Source organism: Chitinophagales bacterium (assembly GCA_019638515.1).
Classification (GTDB): Bacteria; Bacteroidota; Bacteroidia; order Chitinophagales; family LD1; genus UBA7692.
Window position 1 is genome coordinate 697,118 of the sequence record JAHBTS010000001.1, and the last position, 17,721, is coordinate 714,838.

12 protein-coding genes are annotated in these 17,721 nt (G+C 40.5%); 11 read left to right on the top strand and 1 reads right to left on the bottom strand.

What is annotated here, in order from left to right; all coding sequences use genetic code 11:
• Nucleotides 1-24 precede the first annotated feature (24 nt).
• Nucleotides 25-1,509: a histidine ammonia-lyase gene (hutH, locus tag KF872_02915; protein ID MBX2902482.1), complete on the bottom strand. Its 1,485-nt coding sequence runs from the start codon at nucleotides 1,507-1,509 to the stop codon at nucleotides 25-27.
• Between the two features lie 71 nt (nucleotides 1,510-1,580).
• Here hutH and KF872_02920 point away from each other — a divergent pair, with 71 nt between their 5' ends.
• From KF872_02920 to KF872_02970, 11 genes are all read left to right on the top strand, one after another.
• Entirely contained in the window at nucleotides 1,581-1,961 is a 381-nt protein-coding gene (locus KF872_02920; protein MBX2902483.1) for a hypothetical protein, read from the top strand.
• Nucleotides 1,943-4,093 carry a hypothetical protein gene (locus KF872_02925; GenBank protein ID MBX2902484.1) on the top strand — a complete coding sequence of 717 codons (2,151 nt, stop codon included), beginning with the start codon at nucleotides 1,943-1,945 and terminating at the stop codon, nucleotides 4,091-4,093. Before KF872_02920 ends, KF872_02925 begins: the two co-directional genes overlap by 19 nt.
• 56 nt (nucleotides 4,094-4,149) lie before the next feature.
• Nucleotides 4,150-7,803 (top strand): HAMP domain-containing histidine kinase, encoded by a 3,654-nt coding sequence (locus tag KF872_02930; protein MBX2902485.1) that lies wholly within the window; start codon nucleotides 4,150-4,152, stop codon nucleotides 7,801-7,803.
• 81 nt (nucleotides 7,804-7,884) lie between these two features.
• Nucleotides 7,885-9,042 (top strand): dTDP-4-amino-4,6-dideoxygalactose transaminase, encoded by a 1,158-nt coding sequence (rffA, locus tag KF872_02935; protein MBX2902486.1) that lies wholly within the window; start codon nucleotides 7,885-7,887, stop codon nucleotides 9,040-9,042.
• 21 nt (nucleotides 9,043-9,063) lie between these two features.
• Nucleotides 9,064-10,926 carry a carbamoyltransferase gene (locus KF872_02940; protein MBX2902487.1) on the top strand — a complete coding sequence of 621 codons (1,863 nt, stop codon included), beginning with the start codon at nucleotides 9,064-9,066 and terminating at the stop codon, nucleotides 10,924-10,926.
• 9 nt (nucleotides 10,927-10,935) lie between these two features.
• On the top strand, nucleotides 10,936-11,307 hold the full coding sequence (locus tag KF872_02945; protein ID MBX2902488.1) for a hypothetical protein: 372 nt from the start codon (nucleotides 10,936-10,938) through the stop codon (nucleotides 11,305-11,307).
• Between the two features lie 139 nt (nucleotides 11,308-11,446).
• A complete protein-coding gene (locus tag KF872_02950) occupies nucleotides 11,447-12,289 on the top strand; it encodes an ABC transporter permease (GenBank protein ID MBX2902489.1) in 843 nt (280 codons plus the stop codon).
• A gap of 6 nt (nucleotides 12,290-12,295) precedes the next feature.
• Nucleotides 12,296-13,585, top strand: a complete 1,290-nt coding sequence (locus KF872_02955; protein ID MBX2902490.1) for an ABC transporter ATP-binding protein — start codon at nucleotides 12,296-12,298, stop codon at nucleotides 13,583-13,585.
• Between the two features lies 1 nt (nucleotide 13,586).
• Complete coding sequence (locus KF872_02960) at nucleotides 13,587-14,720, top strand: glycosyltransferase family 4 protein (protein MBX2902491.1); 1,134 nt, start codon at nucleotides 13,587-13,589, stop codon at nucleotides 14,718-14,720.
• 9 nt (nucleotides 14,721-14,729) lie between these two features.
• A complete protein-coding gene (gene asnB / locus KF872_02965) occupies nucleotides 14,730-16,595 on the top strand; it encodes an asparagine synthase (glutamine-hydrolyzing) (GenBank protein MBX2902492.1) in 1,866 nt (621 codons plus the stop codon).
• Nucleotides 16,577-17,710 carry a glycosyltransferase family 4 protein gene (locus KF872_02970; protein MBX2902493.1) on the top strand — a complete coding sequence of 378 codons (1,134 nt, stop codon included), beginning with the start codon at nucleotides 16,577-16,579 and terminating at the stop codon, nucleotides 17,708-17,710. The genes asnB and KF872_02970 overlap by 19 nt, the downstream gene beginning before the upstream one ends.
• Nucleotides 17,711-17,721 lie beyond the last annotated feature (11 nt).

Genomic DNA, 17,721 nt, shown 5'->3' on the forward strand with positions numbered 1-17,721 from the left:
GCATGCAATGTAGCGAAACTATTATTAGAGTTGAATAGTGCGCATAAAATCAACGGTTACTTGAATGTCGTTATATAAAATTCTATCCTCAGTGAGTGGCGGCACTATGGTTCTATATTTTGTTTTTATTTCTTCAATAAGTGGCGAAGATGTAAGTGGTTTTCTAAATTCGAGCGCTTGCATGGCAGTCATAAATTCTATTGCCAATACTTTTTCGATATTGTAAACAATCTTGTAGCATTTTACCGCTGCATTTGCGCCCATGCTTACGTGGTCTTCTTGTCCATCGCTGGAAGTAATGGTATCTACCGAAGCCGGAGTTGCTAATTGTTTATTCATGCTTACAATACTGGCTGCGGTATATTGCGGAATCATTAAACCGGAGTTTAATCCACTCTTTTCTATCAAGAATTTTGGTAAGCCTCTTTTGCCCGAAATGAGTTGGAATGTTCTTCGCTCGCTAATGCTGGCAAGCTCGCTCATGGCAATGCTTAAATAATCCAGTGCAATGGCTAATGGTTCTCCATGAAAATTTCCACCGGATATAATGAGGTTTTCTTCGTGAAAAACTAGTGGATTGTCGGTTACGGCATTTATCTCTTTTTCAAACACTTCTTTTACTTGCGAAACGGCAAACTTTACGGCACCATGTACTTGAGGTACGCAGCGGAAAGAATAGGGATCTTGCAAGTGCTCTTTTGCTTGGCTTGCAATGGTGCTGCCGGATAAAAAGTCCAATACATTTTTGGCACTTTCTATTTGTCCTTTATGATTGCGCACACGCTGTATGGCGGGATGAAACGGTGCTAAAGACGCATTGAATGCATCTACCGAAATGGCTGCCGTAAGGTCGGCTAGTTTTTCTACGCGCTCGCTTTCAATAATAGAAAAGCAGCCCCACGAACTCATAAACTGTGTACCGTTGAGCAGGGCAAGCCCTTCTTTTGCTTTGAGTTTTATGGGCGAAAGTCCTGCCAGTTTAAGTGCTTGAGATGCCTCCATTTTTTCGCCTCGGTAACGTACAGTACCCAAGCCTAATAGAGGAAGCGAAAGGTGAGCCAGTGGTGCCAAATCGCCCGATGCTCCTAATGAACCAACTTCCCACACTACGGGTAAGATATCGTTGTTGAGCATGGCAGTAAGCAATTGGATTACTTCTGTGCTAATGCCAGAGTGGCCTAACGATAGCCCTTTTATTTTTAGAAGCATCATTAGCCTCACCACTTCGCTGCGCACTTCATCGCCCATGCCGCAAGCGTGGCTCATTACAAGGTTTTGTTGTAATTGCTCTAATTGGTTTTCGTTGATGGCAACATCGTATAATGCGCCAAATCCGGTGTTGATGCCATAGTAGGTAGCGTTTTTTTCTTGTAGTTTTTGCTCTAAGAAAGCGCGGTTGGCGGCTACTTTTTTTAAACTTTCTTCCGATACATGTATAGATTCTTTGGGTTGTTGAAGAAATGTTTTCAAATCTTTAATGGTAAGTTCCCTGTTGGTTATTTCTTTCATAATTTCAGCAAAAGTAAAAATCAAACGTGTTGAAAATTTTTGATTCACCACAGAAATTGTAAATATGCCGCGTGGAGATTACAAATAAAGAATTTGCGATTGTATTTGAGTTGTTGCATGGTTATCTTAAAGCAACTTATACATCGGAGTCGGCATCGGTAGAGGTTTTTAAGCAGATATTAACTGAAGTGGCAGTTACCGCAAAAGCGGATAAGGTGGAGCGTGTAATGATTGTTTCAAACAATCCGGAAAAGTTGAATCAGGTAGATATGTTTAGAGTAATTACGGAATGTGTGCCATTTTATTTTGGTATAAAGGTTGCGTTCTATGATTTATATCCAACACATGTTGAGGTACATAAATTTGGTGAAATGATTGCTCAAAACAGGGGTATAGATGCTAAGTATTTTATAGAACTCGAACTTGCAGAAGAATGGGTGCAAGAAAACTAATTTTTATTCTTGGTTTCTTACTGTTGTATGTGCGCTTTGCGGTTGCAGAAAGTACGTTGGGTATCAATATTATTGTGCCGCAGGTGTTGTTAGATACTTCTATTACAGCCATTACGGTAGTAGATTTTAAAAACCTTTTGCAAGATGCTTGTAACTGTAAGGTTACAGTAAATGGCAAAACCACTAAGGTGAATATTTTTTTGCCGTTTGTAACCGATTCTATGGCTGCTGCTCCAACTCGTTTTTCGCAAGCAGCCACCTTTCCGTATAAGCATGTTCCTGCACACCAGTACGAATGGCAACACGCCATAGATCGCAAGGGGCGTTATCAATTGATGTTGAATGCTTCTTCGTTTCAGGGTGTAAGTTTTGGCATGTATGGATTGTTGCAAGAAAAACTTGATTTTAAGTTTTTGCATCCTCGGCAAACTATTGTGCCGCATTTTAAGGAGTGGCCGTTGAAAGAAGCGTTTGTGTGGAAAGCGGAGCCATTGTTTGATAAAAAAGGATTTCACTTACATACCCAACATCCATTGGAGCTTACCGAGCAGTTGCACAATGGAAATATGCCCAATGCTTTGAACGATGTAAAGGCATATATAGATTGGTTGGCACGTAATGGCCAAAACTATTTCGAGTTTTGCTTGTTGCGCAGTGTAAATAAAAAGGAATGGATTCCGCATGCTACTGCTATTACAAATTATGTACATCAGCGTGGTTTATTAGCTGCGGTAGATGTTTCGCTGCACATGATTCAGCAAAAAACATTTCAACTGTATGGTAGTTCAGTTAATAAGAAGAAGCAAATTGCTGCTAATTTGGAATGGCTGAACCAAGCTAAGTGGGATTTCATAAATATGGAATTTTCTACTGCAGAATTTATTGGAGGCAACAAAAAGAAGAAAGAGCAGTTGAGGCAATATATCCTTGAATGGTTGCAAAATAACTCTACCACCAAGTTAATGGGAAGGCAGCATGTAGTAAAGCATGAAAACGAACTTGGAAGTAAGAAACATACCGCAAATACTACTGTTGTTACCGATATAGATAAGCAGCGGGGCGTATTGGCTCACACCGTTATGTTTTACACTATGAGCGAAGAAAAAGCTCCTGTGTATGAGAACGAAAATCTGCGCCATATTTTAAGTTTTATGCTAGAGGAGCATAAGCAGCGCGAAACTTGGTACTACCCTGAAAGCGCCTACTGGATTACGTTTGACAATTCTGTGCCTATGCTGCTTTTGCCTTATTTGCAGGCACGACTTGCCGATATTGATACTTGCGTACATTACAATATTCCCGGGCATATAACTTTTTCTTCGGGCTGGGAGTGGGGCTATTGGTTAGTAGATTGGAGCATAGCACAATGGAGTTGGAAGCACACTACAAATGGCAAGTTGCAAGAGCGCGCTGCTACTATGTATGCACATCGTTTAACCGATTCTGCTATACATACGATATTCGATTCTACTTTGCAGTTGCAGCAACAGTATTTAAAAGACAGCACTTTAATGCAGTGGCTTACGGCTATGACTATTACCGATGAAATTGCAATAAAGAAAGTAGCAAACGAGTATCACCCGCGCCCAGATTGGAGCTATAAATATATTCGCAATAAGGCTTCGCTTGCACAAATAGAACAGCTAAAAGCTACCGTTGTTCCTCAGCTTCGCTCATTTGCCGAAAAAGGTTTGCAGTTGGCAATGGCAGCAAGACGCAAGCAGCCTGCTATGTTAGATACTGCAAATCTAAATGCCGAAATAATTGACGGGCTTGAAATTACTGCATGGCGAGCCTATCACAGATACTATACTTTGCAATATATAATGGCAAAAAGAATGGCAGCCATTACAAAGGAAAAGTTTGCGGCCGATTCTTTGTTGTTGCAAGCGGCAGCCATTAGAAACCACTGTATGCAGTTGGTAGATAATCGTGAAAGAAAGTATAGGTATTCAACAGATTTAATTGCACGTAAGCGATGGGATTACACAGCATACCACTTTGGTTATTTGTATCCGGTATCGAATCTGCACTTTTGGAATAGAGAAGAACAGCAGGCAAAGAAAAACCAGTATCGCCCGTTGTTTATGAATATCTGGAACATTGCAAGAATTATTGGTTTGGTAAAGTAAGTTTTCTTTCGTTTTACTTTTTTCCTTTTACATTAGATTTTACTGCATAGGCATGTATGAGTAATCAAAGTTTTAATCTTAGGCATTTGCGGCATTTGGCTTTGCCATTGCTGTTGGTGTTGTTTTTGGTGTTTCAGCCATTGCCAAAGCGCATTGATGGTGCGGCAGAGAGCATCTCTGATGTAATTGCAACCCAGTATAAATTGTTTGAATCTATAGCCGATAATGCACCACTGGTAAATGAATGTTTTAGCGGTAAGAGCAATTTTAAACTGCTGAATAATCTGGAGCAGCAGCATTTTGGTTTGTTTTTTTATAGAAGCGACAGCCTTGTATTTTGGACTAAAAACAGCGCCATACCATTTGGTGATTTTTCAACATTACGTAATGTTTCGTTGCAGAAATTGCAAAATGGCTGGTACATTGTTTTTAAAAAAAACATATCGGCACAGCAGCTAATGCTCGGATTGCTGCCACTTAAATTTGATTTCAATCCACAAAGTACGGTACTTAAAAATAGTTTTTATCCGCTCTATAAACTCAGTTACTCAGAGATAAATATTGGGGCAAAAGAAGACACAATTGCCAATACCGCAGCGCGTGCAGTAAAAGCACCGGATGGCACTACATTGTTTTTTATCCAAAAGGTAAATGCTGATAGCGAAAGCAGTGCAGACCATTTTTCTATAGTGTTGTTCTTGCTCATTATTCTTGGTGTTGGCATATATTTTCATCGTTTGGTTGCTTGGGTTTTTACTACTAAAGGGGTTGCTGCATCTGTAGCCTTGGCAGTGTTTGGATTTATGAGTTTTTATGCGCTTTTATATGGATTGAAGCAAAATTTCAGTTATTTTCTTCATGAGTTTTTTCAGCCGGAATTGTATTCCTCCGGATTTACTTTTTTATCGCTTTTTGATTTGCTGCTGCTGAGTGGTTTTGTTTTATGGATGGTTAGTTTCTACACCACCAGGTTAGGGTTTGCTTACACAGCAGGCAATGCGAAGTGGAAGCGCTGTTTTTATCAGTTTTTATTGATGCTTTCGGTGTATGGTTTTTCAATGTTTATTGCTTATGCCATCAAAACATTGGTGCTGGATTCGGCAATTTCTTTTCAGTTGTTTAATCTATTGAATCTAAGCATCTATAGTTTTGTAGGGCTGCTATGTGTGGCACTGTTGATGTTTACACATTTTCTGATTAGCAGCAAAGCCATAAAACTGATAAATGGCATTGCCCTTCCGGTTTCATTTTTTGTAGTGTTTGGTTTGGTTTTGGCTGTGGTTTTTAGCGCTGTTTTTGTGTTGCTACATATTGCTGAAATATACATTGCTGCGGCTTTATGGACAACTGCCTGGTTGTTTATCTTCATGTTTGTATATCAAGAATCGTTTACTTTAAAGCGTATCTCTAGCCTGTTGATTATAGTAGGTATGTACAGTGTGCTGGCTACCTATTTGTTTGAAAATTTATTTGAAGTACGGGAACGCAATCTTAGAAAGCTAGTTGCAGAAACCTTGTTGCAAGAGCGCGATTATTTTACTGAAAGTAATTTTGAAGCTACACGAAAAGCAATAGAAGCCGATACAGTAATTGCAGCATCGCTTACACATAGTAAGGAAAATGAAGGCTTTATTAAAGAAAAGTTGCTGTCGGAATATTTGACGAAGTATTTGAATAAATACAACGCTTCGGTGTACTTCAGCGATACGCTTAGTGCCAATGAATATACATGGAGCGTACAAAAGTATGGCACATCCAAGTCGCGTTTTAGTTCGTTGAAATTCGTAACAGATTCATCGGGTTATGGAAGCTATGTAGCTTTGCTTTTTCAGCATAGTGCCACACCTTTTGCCATTGAGTTGAAGCCAAGAATTTATGAAACGGAAAACCTTTACAATCGCTTGCTGGCAGATAATTATATGGCAGATAAAGTAAGCGAAGAAGGTTTTAGTTATGCAGTGTATAGAGGCAATAAATTATTGGTGCAGCGTGGCGACTACAGCTACCCGCTTTTTTGGAAAAATACATTCGATTTTAAGGGTGAGCGTGAGCAGTTTATTGATGTAGATAATTGGGAACACAATATCCTAAAAGGTGAGAACCAGAAGAAGGTAATCGTTACCGTAAAACAAGAAAGTTTGTTTGAGCCAATTGCATTGCTTTCATACATATTTACTTTCTTTTTGTTGTTTATTTTATTGGTGCAGCTTGCAGCAAGTGATTACAAAATTTTCCTTAGTAAGGAAGCCTTTCTTAGATTTTTTTACCAGTCGTTTAAGGCAAGATTAAACTATGCCATGTTCTTTATTATAGTAACATCTTTTATAGCCATTGGCTATATTACCATTACATTTTTTTCGGAACAGTATAATGGTTATTTAAGCGAGAAAGCGGTTATTAAAGAAAAGGCAATAGTGAATGCTTTGAATTTTAGCTTAAGCCGTATTGCTTCGTTTCAGTGGCTTGCAGTTGAGAAAGTTATTGTTCCCGAGTTAGAAAAAAATTCTTTTGCCAATAATGCCGATGTGAATTTTTTCGATGATTCCGGCAACTTGGTATATACATCGCAAGCTCCATTGTTTGAGCGCGGAATTATATCCAAAAAGATAAATCCGGAAGCCTTTATTCATCTGCGAAATTCAAACGAGAATCAAATAAACATAAGCGAACAAATAGGCGCGCTTAGTTATCGTTGCTCTTACTACAAGTTGCAGCATGGTACAGCGTTGGTTGGGTTTCTTGCTTTTCCGTATTTTGAGAGTAGCCTAACTGCCGATGATGAAATAAGTTCCTTCTTAATTGCTCTTCTAAATGTGTATGTGTTTCTATTGATTGGAGCAATTGTGGTTTCATATTTCATCTCAAAATCGGTTACGCGCCCGCTTAATTTTATTGCAGAAAAAATGCAGATTGTAAATTTAGGTAAGCGCAACGAGCTAATTGAGTGGAATAGTAGAGATGAAATTGGCGTATTGGTACGGCAGTATAACAGAATGATTAGGGAACTGGAAAACAGTGCAGAACAATTGGCGCGCACAGAAAGGGAAAGCGCATGGCGCGAGATGGCAAAGCAAATTGCCCATGAGATTAAAAACCCGCTTACTCCCATGAAGTTGAGTATCCAATACCTGCAAAAAGCTATAGACGAGAAAAACCCGCGCGTACATGAATTGGCAGCAAAAGTTACACAAACATTGGTAGAGCAAATAGATAACTTATCTGCAATTGCAACTTCGTTTTCATCGTTTGCCAAGATGCCTAAAGGCGAAAACGAAGCCGTAGATTTGAATATAATGCTGCAGGGTATTTGCGAGTTGTTTGGCAAGGAAGAAAATGTATCGGTTAGCTTTACCACTAGTGTAGAAAAACCAATGGTGTTTGCCGATAAAAACCAATTGCTGAGTGTGTTTAATAATTTGGTAAAGAATGGCATACAATCAGTGCCTGAATCGCAAGGCCCAACAATAGACATTGCCATAAGCGAGCAGCACGAAATGATTCAGGTAAAAGTGATAGATAATGGCATCGGTATTTCGGAAGAAAATTACTCAAAAGTGTTTGTTCCAAACTTTACCACAAAATCGAGCGGCACAGGCTTGGGGCTTGCTATTGCGCTGCAAATTATAGAGGGTGCAGGAGGTGCTATTTGGTTTGAAAGTGTGGTAGGGCAAGGCACTTCATTTTTTGTAGTGTTGCCTAAAATGAAATAGTTGTTGTGCAGCATTTACCCTGCTCGTAAATTAAATTTGAATGCCTTCGGAATGAAATTTACTTTTATGCCGAATTGCCGTATGAACTATCAAATACCTTTCAACAAACCATTTATTGCAGGTAACGAACTGAGCTATATTAAGCAGGCAGTTGAGCGGGGGCAAATTTCCGGTGATGGCGTTTTTACCAAGTTGTGCCAACGCTATTTTGAGCAGCATTATAGCTTTAAAAAAGCTCTGCTTACCACTTCTTGCACCGATGCGCTGGAAATGGCGGCCATACTTTTAGATATTCAACCGGGCGATGAAGTTATTGCTCCGTCTTACACATTTGTATCTACCGTAAATGCTTTTGTGTTGCGCGGTGCCAACATCGTTTTTGCCGACTCAAAACCCAGCGAGCCTAACATAGATGAAACAACTTTAGAAGCACTTATTACGCCTCGAACAAAGGCAATAATAGTGGTGCATTACGCAGGTGTGGCTTGCAATATGAATGCAATTACAGCCATAGCGCAGCAGCATCAATTGTATGTAGTAGAAGATGCTGCACAGGCCATAGATAGTTACTATAAACCTATCGGAAAAGTTCCGCAGGCACTAGGTACTTTGGGGCATTTGGCTGCCTTCTCATTTCACGAAACAAAAAATATTACTTCGGGCGAAGGAGGAATGCTGGTAGTTAACGATGAAAAGTTTATTAAACGGGCAGAAGTTATTCGCGAAAAGGGAACAAACCGCACGGCATTTTTTAGAGGTGAAGTAGAAAAATACGATTGGGTAGATATTGGTTCATCCTTTCTTCCATCCGAAATTATTGCTGCATTTTTATGTGCACAATTAGAAAAAATAAGCGCTATACAGCAAAAGCGCATACAAATTTGGCAACAGTATTACGATGCACTTTTACCGCTTGCCCAACAAGGAAAAATTTCTTTGCCTTTTATTCCCAACTATGCTACCAATAATGCCCATATTTTTTACATAGTATGTAATACGGAAGCGGAGCGTAGTGCTTTGGTGGCGCATTTAAAGCAGAAAGGAATTTATGCAGCATTTCATTACCAGTCGCTCCATACCAGTCCGTTTTATGTAAAGCAAAACCAGCCGCCACATTTGCCCAATAGCATTCGGTACAAAGAGTGTTTATTGCGCCTGCCATTGTATTACGAACTTAGCAGCGAGTCGGTGGCATTGGTAGTGTCGGAGATTGGTGCGTTTTGGGGTAAAGAAAGCTAATCTTTTGCCTATATTTGTTTTGTGAAAATATTAGGGATTTCCGCTTTCTACCATGATTCTGCAGCCGCAGTAATTAAGGAAGGGGAAATAATTTGTGCCGCACAGGAAGAGCGTTTTACGCGCAAAAAACACGATGAATCTTTCCCTATAAATGCTATTGAATTTTGCATAAAGCAATCGGGTATAGATATTGGGAGTTTCGATGCTATTGTTTTTTACGATAAACCTTTGCTGAAGTTTGAGCGCCTGCTCGAAACGTATTATGGTTTTGCTCCCAAGGGAATAGAATCATTTGTTACGGCAATTCCCGTGTGGCTTAAAGAAAAAATGTTTTTGAAACGTGTAATGCACGAAGAGCTTTCAAAAATAAAGGGCTATAAAAAAGGGAAAGTAAAATTTCTGTTTCCGGAGCATCACCTTTCTCATGCAGCTAGTGCATTTTATGCTTCGCCATATAAAGAAGCTGCAGTGCTTACCATTGATGGCGTTGGCGAATGGGCCACTGCTTCTATTTGCCATGGCAAAGGCAAGCAGCTTACTATACTAAAAGAGCTTAGATTCCCACATTCGTTGGGCTTACTCTATTCAGCCTTTACTTATTTTCTTGGGTTTAAGGTAAATAGTGGAGAGTATAAGCTAATGGGCTTAGCACCTTATGGCAATCCCAATGCGCCCGAAGTGGCAGCGTATATCAATACCATTAAAACCAAACTGGTAGATATAAAAGAAGATGGATCAATATGGTTAGATCAATCGTACTTTAATTATGCCACCGGTTTGCGTATGGTGCACGATGCCAAGTGGGAAGCGCTGTTTGGCTTTAAACGCAGGGCAGAAACCGATGAATTACAGCAGCATCACTGCAACTTGGGCTATGCAATTCAAGTAGTTACCGAAGAAGTAGTGCAAAAAATGGCACAAGAAGCAAAGCGCCTTACCGGATGCGATGCATTGTGTATGGCAGGCGGAGTAGCTTTAAATTGTGTGGCAAATGGCAAGCTGTTGCGCTCAGGTATTTTCAAAAATATATTTATTCAACCTGCTGCAGGCGATGCAGGCGGAGCCTTAGGCGCAGCATTGGCAGCTTACTTTATTTATTTTGGTAAGGAGCGCAAAGATTGTACTGCACAAGATGAAATGAAAGGAGCTTATTTAGGTCCCGAATTTTCAAATATAGATACGGAGCACACTATCCAAAAGTACAATGCCGTAGCAAAAAAGTTCGAATCGTTTGATGCACTTGCTGCCACAACAGCCGATTTAATCAATGGCGGCAATGTGGTTGGTTGGGTACAAGGCAGAATGGAGTTTGGCCCAAGGGCACTTGGCAACCGCACTATTTTAGGCGATGCCCGCAATCCCGAAATGCAGAAAAAGCTAAACCTTAAAATTAAATATCGCGAAGGCTTTCGTCCATTTGCTCCTTCGGTAAAGGCAGAAGATTGTACCGAGTATTTCGATTTGCAGAGCAATTCGCCTTATATGCTTATAGTAGCACCTGTAAAAGAAAGTAGAAGAAACAAAATGCCCGAAGGCTATAATTCGCTCCCTTTATTGGAACGGCTTTATGTGCAGCGTAGCGATTTGCCTGCCATTACACATATAGATTTTAGCGCTCGCGTACAAACCATACATAAAGAAACCAACCCGCGCTATTGGCAGTTGCTAGATACATTTAAGCAAAAAACAGGCTGTGGTGTAATGGTAAATACCAGTTTTAATGTGCGTGGAGAACCACCTGTGTGCACGCCCGAAGATGCCTATCGGTGTTTTATGCGCACCGAAATGGATTATTTGGTGGTGGGCGATTATTTGTTTAAAAAGACGGAGCAGCCGGAATGGCAAGAAAAGGAAACGTGGAAGAATGAATTTACATTAGATTAAGCGTACAACATGGATAATTCAAAAGTGAAACAAAAAGAAACAATGCTTACACTTTGTGTAGCGTTTGTGGTGTGGTATTTACTCTCAAAATCGCATCCCAATTGGATGTTGTATGCCGGAGTACTAATAGGATTGGTAGGTATGTTTTCAGATTTTCTTTCTGAAAAAATTCATTGGGCGTGGATGAAGTTGGCAGAGGGCATGGGTTGGGTAATGAGTAAGGTAGTGCTGTCCATAGTATTTTATGTTTTTTTACTTCCGTTTGCGCTGTTGGCAAAGCTGATGGGAAACAACAGCATGCAGCCTAAACGCCAGCCCGATTCTTATTATCATACTCGCAACCATACTTACCAAAGCAAAGATTTGGAGCAAGTTTGGTAAGGTAATGGCGTAAGTAATAAACAGAGGTGGGTTTAAAAACAGATGATAATTATAGTTGGAATGCTGCAAAAGAAAAGGGATATTGGCAGTCTTTTTTTAATAGAGAAGTATATGGTAGATTTTAAAATAAATAGTTGCGGTGAATAAGTGGGATATTGAAATACATGCCAAGCAAAGTTGGCTTTCACTCAATTTTAAAGAAATGTGGCGCTATCGCGACCTCATGTATATGTTTGTGAAGCGCGATGTAGTAGCAACCTATAAGCAAACGGTGTTAGGCCCGCTTTGGTTTTTTATTCAGCCGCTGCTTACAACTGCAATTTTTATTGTGGTGTTTGGGCGTGTGGCTCAGCTGCCTACCGATGGCAGCCCAAGCATATTGTTTTATTTGGGCGGAGTGGTAATGTGGCAATACTTTTCAACCAGCCTTACCGCCACTTCCAATACTTTTGTTAGCAATGCAAACATATTTGGGAAAGTCTATTTCCCTCGTTTAATACTGCCATTGTCTATGGCAATAGCAAACCTCATAAAGTTTTCTGCGCAATTATTGCTGTATGTAGCAGCGGTAGGCTATTACTATTTTAATTCAACCTACCAAGTTGCGCCCAATAGCAGTTTACTGTTTTTTCCACTGCTTATTGTAATTATGATAATCAGTTGCCTTGGTATAGGCATGATTATTACTTCGCTTTCTATAAAGTATCGCGATATTCAGTTTCTTACCGGATTTGGAGTGCAGCTTTTTATGTATGCCACTCCGGTAATTTATCCACTTAGTTCGGTGCCCGAAAAAATAAAGGCCATCATGCTTTACAATCCAATGTGTGCGGTAATTGAAGGTACGCGATTTGGCTTTACAGGTATGGGTGCATTTAATTTACAAATTCTTTTTCCTGCGTTGCTTTCTTCGGTAGTATTGTTTGCTGCCGGCTTAATAGTTTACAACCGTATGGAAAAATCTTTTATTGATACGGTATAAGTTGAAATGAGTATAGTATTAAAGGTTGATGGCGTTTCTAAAATGTATAGGCTGGGAGTTACCGGAGCGGGAACGCTTGCCGAAGATTTGCAGCGCTTTTGGAAAGGGTTGTTGGGTAAAGACGATTTACTGGCACTTGCCGAAGAAAATGATCGCACGGTTAAGGGAAATTCATCGCATGTGTGGGCTTTGCGCGATGTGAATTTTGAAATAGAAAAAGGAGATGTGTTGGGCGTAATTGGAAAAAACGGAGCAGGGAAATCAACTCTGCTTAAAATTCTTTCACGCGTTACAACTCCAACCACCGGTTCATTAAAGGCCAAAGGAAGAATTGCCAGTTTGCTGGAGGTTGGCACAGGTTTTCACCCCGAATTAACCGGAAGAGATAATATTTATTTAAACGGTGCAATTTTAGGTATGACCCGTGCCGAAATTACACGCAAGTTCGATGAAATTGTAGATTTTTCGGGTGTAGAGCGCTATATAGATACTCCGGTGAAGCGCTATTCTTCGGGTATGTATGTGCGCTTGGCATTTGCAGTTGCTGCACATTTAGAACCCGAAATTTTAATTGTAGATGAAGTGCTGGCAGTGGGCGATGTAGAATTCCAAAAGAAATGCTTAGGCAAAATGAACGATGTGTCGAAAAAAGAAGGACGCACCGTTTTGTTTGTGAGCCACAATATGGGCGCAGTGCAGGAATTGTGCAATAAAGCCATGCTGATGCAACACGGAACCGTAAAAGAATTTGGTGAAACTTCGCGCGTAATTACCACTTACCTCAATAGTTTCAGAAATCAAGAAAGCTCTTACGATTTGCGCGAACATCAAAACCGCGAAGGCAATAAGAACGTAGAAATAACAAGCTACGAATTTCAAAACGAACATGGTGAGCATATAGATAGTTTTCTTGCAGGGCAAAGCGGCAAAATTATATTGAATTTTAAAGTGAATAAACCCAACCACATAAACACACTTCACTTTTCTATCCGCGCAAGCGATGATATGGATAAGAATGTGTTTCACATGTCGAATTCGGTGGCAAACGGGATAGAGTTTAAAATAGATGATACCGTAAAAGAAGGAACGGTGGCTTGCAGTTTCGAAAGCCTTCCGATACAGCCGGGAGTTTATTACCTGCACTTCTTTGTGAGCGACCTTCAGGAAGTTTTCGATCACGTGCATTATGGCGGAAAATTGGAGGTAGAATCCGGCAATTTTTTTGGTACCGGAAAACTACCGCCCACAGGAACATTACTTGTAAAAAACAACTGGAGTTTGAAACCCAATAATTAAGATGAGAGTTCTAATTTTATTAGATGCCTTTAGCCTTGGAGGTGCCGAAAAGCAAGCATTGCTTTTTGCAGAATGGTTGCAGAATACCAAAGGCGAAACTGTAGAAATTTGGGCGTTTATGCCCGGAGATGGCTCTGCCAAAATACTATGCGATCGCTACAAACTTAAAACCCGCGTTATTGGTTATTTCCGCGGTTTGGCACGCTTTCTTTATCCCAAACAAATTTGGGAATACTCAAAGTTATTCAATGAATTTAAGCCCGATGTGTTGATGGGTTATACCAACCAACCTAATTTGCTACTCGGTTTGGTTTGGAAACATACTACTGCAAAAACATTTATTTGGGGGCAACAAGGTATAGAAGCAGCAGGTTATCCGTTTAGTAAAAAGGCCGATAAAATTGCCTTGGAGAGCACTCCGTATTTTATATCTAACTCTACTAATGGAGCCGAATTTTTAAAGAAAGAATTACATGTGCCGGCAGAAAAAGTAATGGTAGTGCTCAACGGCCCCGAAATGGTGCAGCCGCTTTATACTAAAAGCGACTGGCGCAAAAAACTCGGCTTGGCAGAGAATGATTTTGTAGCCTTAATGGTTGCACATATTGCTTTGCGCAAAGACCACGATACCGCCATTAAGGCATGGAAAATAGTGGTAGAAACATTAGTGGCAAAAGGCATACAACCTATTATACTTTTTGCGGGCATATTTGGCGATGCCACTCCGCATTTATTAGCGCAGGTAATAGAAAGTGGCTTGTATCCGTATGTAAAGTTCTTAGGTAATGTGCAAGATATTTCGGGCTTAAATTTGGCATCCGATATTCATATACTAAGTTCACATACCGAAGGTTTGCCTAACTCTTTGCTCGAAGCCATGCGCTGGGGTTTGCCTGTGGTGGGTACCGATATTCCGGGTATTCGAGAAGCTTTGGGTAATGAAAACAACGATTGCCTTGCAAAGCCAAAGGATGCACAAGATTTAGCTGCTAAAGTGGTGGCATTGGCTTTAGATAAATCGCTGCAGCAGCAAGTTGGCAAACGCAATAAGGAACGCATAGAGCAGCATTTTCGCTTAGATGAAATGTGCCGTGTGCATTACGATATTATGCAAAAGGAAGTGTCAAAAAAATAGGTAAAAGGGATGTGTGGTATAGCAGGTATTATTTCTACCAATCAGCATTTGCATACCCAAGCGGTGCTGCAAAAAATGGCAGATTCGCTTCAGCATCGCGGACCCGATGGTAATGGTTCTTATACACACAGCACAGTTTCTTTAGTTCATACACGTCTTTCTATTATAGACCCAAGCCTTGGTAAGCAACCCATGCTTTCGGCCGATAAAAATTTGGCAATTACTTTCAACGGAGAAATTTACAACTACAAGGAACTAAAGGCAGAACTGCGCCATTCGGGTTTTACCTTTAATACAGATTCCGATACAGAGGTAATTCTTTATGCCTACCAAAAATGGGGGAAGGAATGTGTAAAGCGCTTTCGTGGTATGTTTGCTTTTTGTATTGCCGATTTTAGAAAGCAAACCTGTTTTTTGGCACGCGACCCACTTGGTATTAAGCCATTGGTATTTTATCAAAACAACCATGTATTTGCCTTTGCTTCCGAAATTCAAGCACTCAAAACTATTCCGCAGTTCGATCAAAGTATAGAACTTGCTTCACTCGATTATTACTTGTGGCTTTCGTATATCCCTGCTCCCTATTCAATTTACAAAAAGGTGAAAAAGTTGCTTCCGGCTCATTGCATGGAAGTAGATTTTAATGGCAGTATTGTAAGCAACGAATGTTTTTGGAAACTTGAATTTAAGCCCAATTACAAACGTAGCTCTCATGAATGGATTGAGCGCACGGGTGAAGTAATTAAGCAAAGTGTACAAGCGCATTTAGTTTCCGATGTGCCGTTTGGAGCTTTTCTTTCGGGTGGTATTGATTCTACACTGGTGGTAAAGTACATGAGCGAACTACTCAGTACTCCGGTTAAAACGTTCACCATATCTTTTGAAGAACAAGACTTTAATGAGTTGCCATACGCGCAGCAAGCCGCCAAAATTTTGGGTGTAGAGCATCACCACGAAACCGTGAAAGCCGATGCCTTGGGAATTTTGCCGCAACTGGTAAAGCACTATGGCGAACCTTATGCCGATAGCTCGGCAGTGCCCACTTATTATGTGAGCAAAATGGCGCGTAAACATGTGCCAATGGTGCTTTCTGGCGATGGAGGCGATGAATGCTTTTTAGGTTATCCGCGCTATGCCGAATGGTTGAAATATTTAGATAGAAAGTTGGCTGTGCCTGCATGGAAAGCTGCATTGCTTCCTATGGCGCACAAACTTTTTCCGCAGCGATATGCTCCGTTGCGCCCCACGCCAAATGTTTATAGCTTTTTGCGCTTTACCGAGTATTTAAAACATCCGGTACGCCAGCAGCTATGGCGCAGCGAATTTCATTCAAGCATTCAAACACGCTGGTTAGAAATAGAAAATGAATTTAAGTCGCTTGCCTATACTTCTAAATTGAACAAGGCAAAGCACACCGACCAAAAGAGTTATATGGTGTACGATGTGCTTACCAAGGTAGATGCTGCCAGCATGATGAATAGTTTGGAAGTGCGCACGCCTATTATTGATAAAGATGTGTTTGAATTTGCGGCTACTATTCCACCCGAAGTAATGCTGAATATGCAGCATGGAAACCAACCACAAGAAAAATTTTTGCTGAAAAGCTTATTGGCAACATCGTTTCCCGATAATTTTATTCATCGCAGAAAAGCCGGATTTGGCATGCCCTTGCAACATTGGTTAGATGTAAATAATGGAAAACTTTTCCCGGAAATAAGAGCGCGGCTTTGCAATAAAAATTCACGCCTATCAGAGTATTTTACCGAAAGTGGCATTGATTTGCTGATAAATAAACGCGAATACGAGCGACATATAGGAACCGAGCAGGTGGTGTGGCAATTGCTATTTTTAGATGAATGGCTAAACCTACAATAATGCAGCAGCGAAAGAAAATACTTGTTTTTTTGCCGTTTCTCACGCGTGGAGGTGCCGAAACTCAAGGGCTGTTGCTGGCTAAAGGTTTAAAGCAACACGGGTTTGAAGTATTGGTGTGCGGGTTTAAACTAAAGCAAGGTGAAGAAACTCTTTTACAAGAATTAGAAGCCTCCCAAATTGCATATACAACACTTCCCTTTGGCATGGATGTATTTGCCGGAAGAGCTTCGATGTGGGCTGCCTGTTGGAGTTTTAAAGGATTTTTGAAGGCGCATCAAGTAAATGTGATTATACCTTTTACATGGTGGTGCAATTTTTTAAGTGCAATAGTTTTTCGCTTTGCAGGTGTAAGGCAATGTTTTTGGAATCAGCGAAGTGTGGATACGCATGTGCCGATTCGCAAGGTTGAGAAGTTGATACCCGTAAGCAGGCTTACCTTTGTTTCTAATTCTAACCCCGGGAAAAAATTTATTGCTGAAAGATTTGGTATAGCTAAGGAGCGTGTAGCAATCATTCACAACGGTATAAAGCAACAAGCGCACTCAAATACCAATTTGCTGCCGCAAGATATTGGAATTGATTCTACAGATATGGTGATGGTAATGGTGGCTAATTTCTTTCCCGAAAAAGATGCTTCTACCGTTGTGCGCGGAGTAGATTTGCTGCGGCATAAAATTCCCAATATAAAAATGCTGTTTGTTGGCAATGCAGATTCTTACAATGGCAGAGATACAAAAGCGCTGGCATTTGATTTGCAGTTGTGTGAAAACATAAAGTTCGTAAACTCCATTCGTGAGGTTGGAGCAGTATTAAAAATGGCGCATCTGGGCGTTTTGTCAAGCACTTCGGAAGGTTGCCCCAACAGTGTTTTAGAATATATCAATTATGGTTTGCCGGTATTGGCAACCAATATCGAAGCCATTGCAGATGTTACCGGAAAGGAATATCCTTTTTTGTTTCACGTAAAAGATGAAAATGACTTTGCCGAAAAAGCATTGATGCTGCTGCAATCGGAGAACTTGAGGCAACAAACGGCAGCGAAATTGCAACAAACGGTGCTGCCGGAATTTTCAACCCCAAAAATGATTGAGCAATTTTTGAGTTTAATTGTATAGGTTTATTGTAA

What these genes read in the sequence shown, in the direction of transcription:
- hutH (MBX2902482.1), bottom strand. Translation starts at nt 1,509, where the DNA reads ATGAAAGAAATAACCAACAGGGAACTTACCATTAAAGATTTGAAAACA.
- KF872_02925 (MBX2902484.1), top strand. Translation starts at nt 1,943, where the DNA reads ATGGGTGCAAGAAAACTAATTTTTATTCTTGGTTTCTTACTGTTGTAT.
- KF872_02930 (MBX2902485.1), top strand. Translation starts at nt 4,150, where the DNA reads ATGAGTAATCAAAGTTTTAATCTTAGGCATTTGCGGCATTTGGCTTTG.
- rffA (MBX2902486.1), top strand. Translation starts at nt 7,885, where the DNA reads ATGAACTATCAAATACCTTTCAACAAACCATTTATTGCAGGTAACGAA.
- KF872_02945 (MBX2902488.1), top strand. Translation starts at nt 10,936, where the DNA reads ATGGATAATTCAAAAGTGAAACAAAAAGAAACAATGCTTACACTTTGT.
- KF872_02955 (MBX2902490.1), top strand. Translation starts at nt 12,296, where the DNA reads ATGAGTATAGTATTAAAGGTTGATGGCGTTTCTAAAATGTATAGGCTG.
- KF872_02960 (MBX2902491.1), top strand. Translation starts at nt 13,587, where the DNA reads ATGAGAGTTCTAATTTTATTAGATGCCTTTAGCCTTGGAGGTGCCGAA.
- asnB (MBX2902492.1), top strand. Translation starts at nt 14,730, where the DNA reads ATGTGTGGTATAGCAGGTATTATTTCTACCAATCAGCATTTGCATACC.
- KF872_02970 (MBX2902493.1), top strand. Translation starts at nt 16,577, where the DNA reads ATGGCTAAACCTACAATAATGCAGCAGCGAAAGAAAATACTTGTTTTT.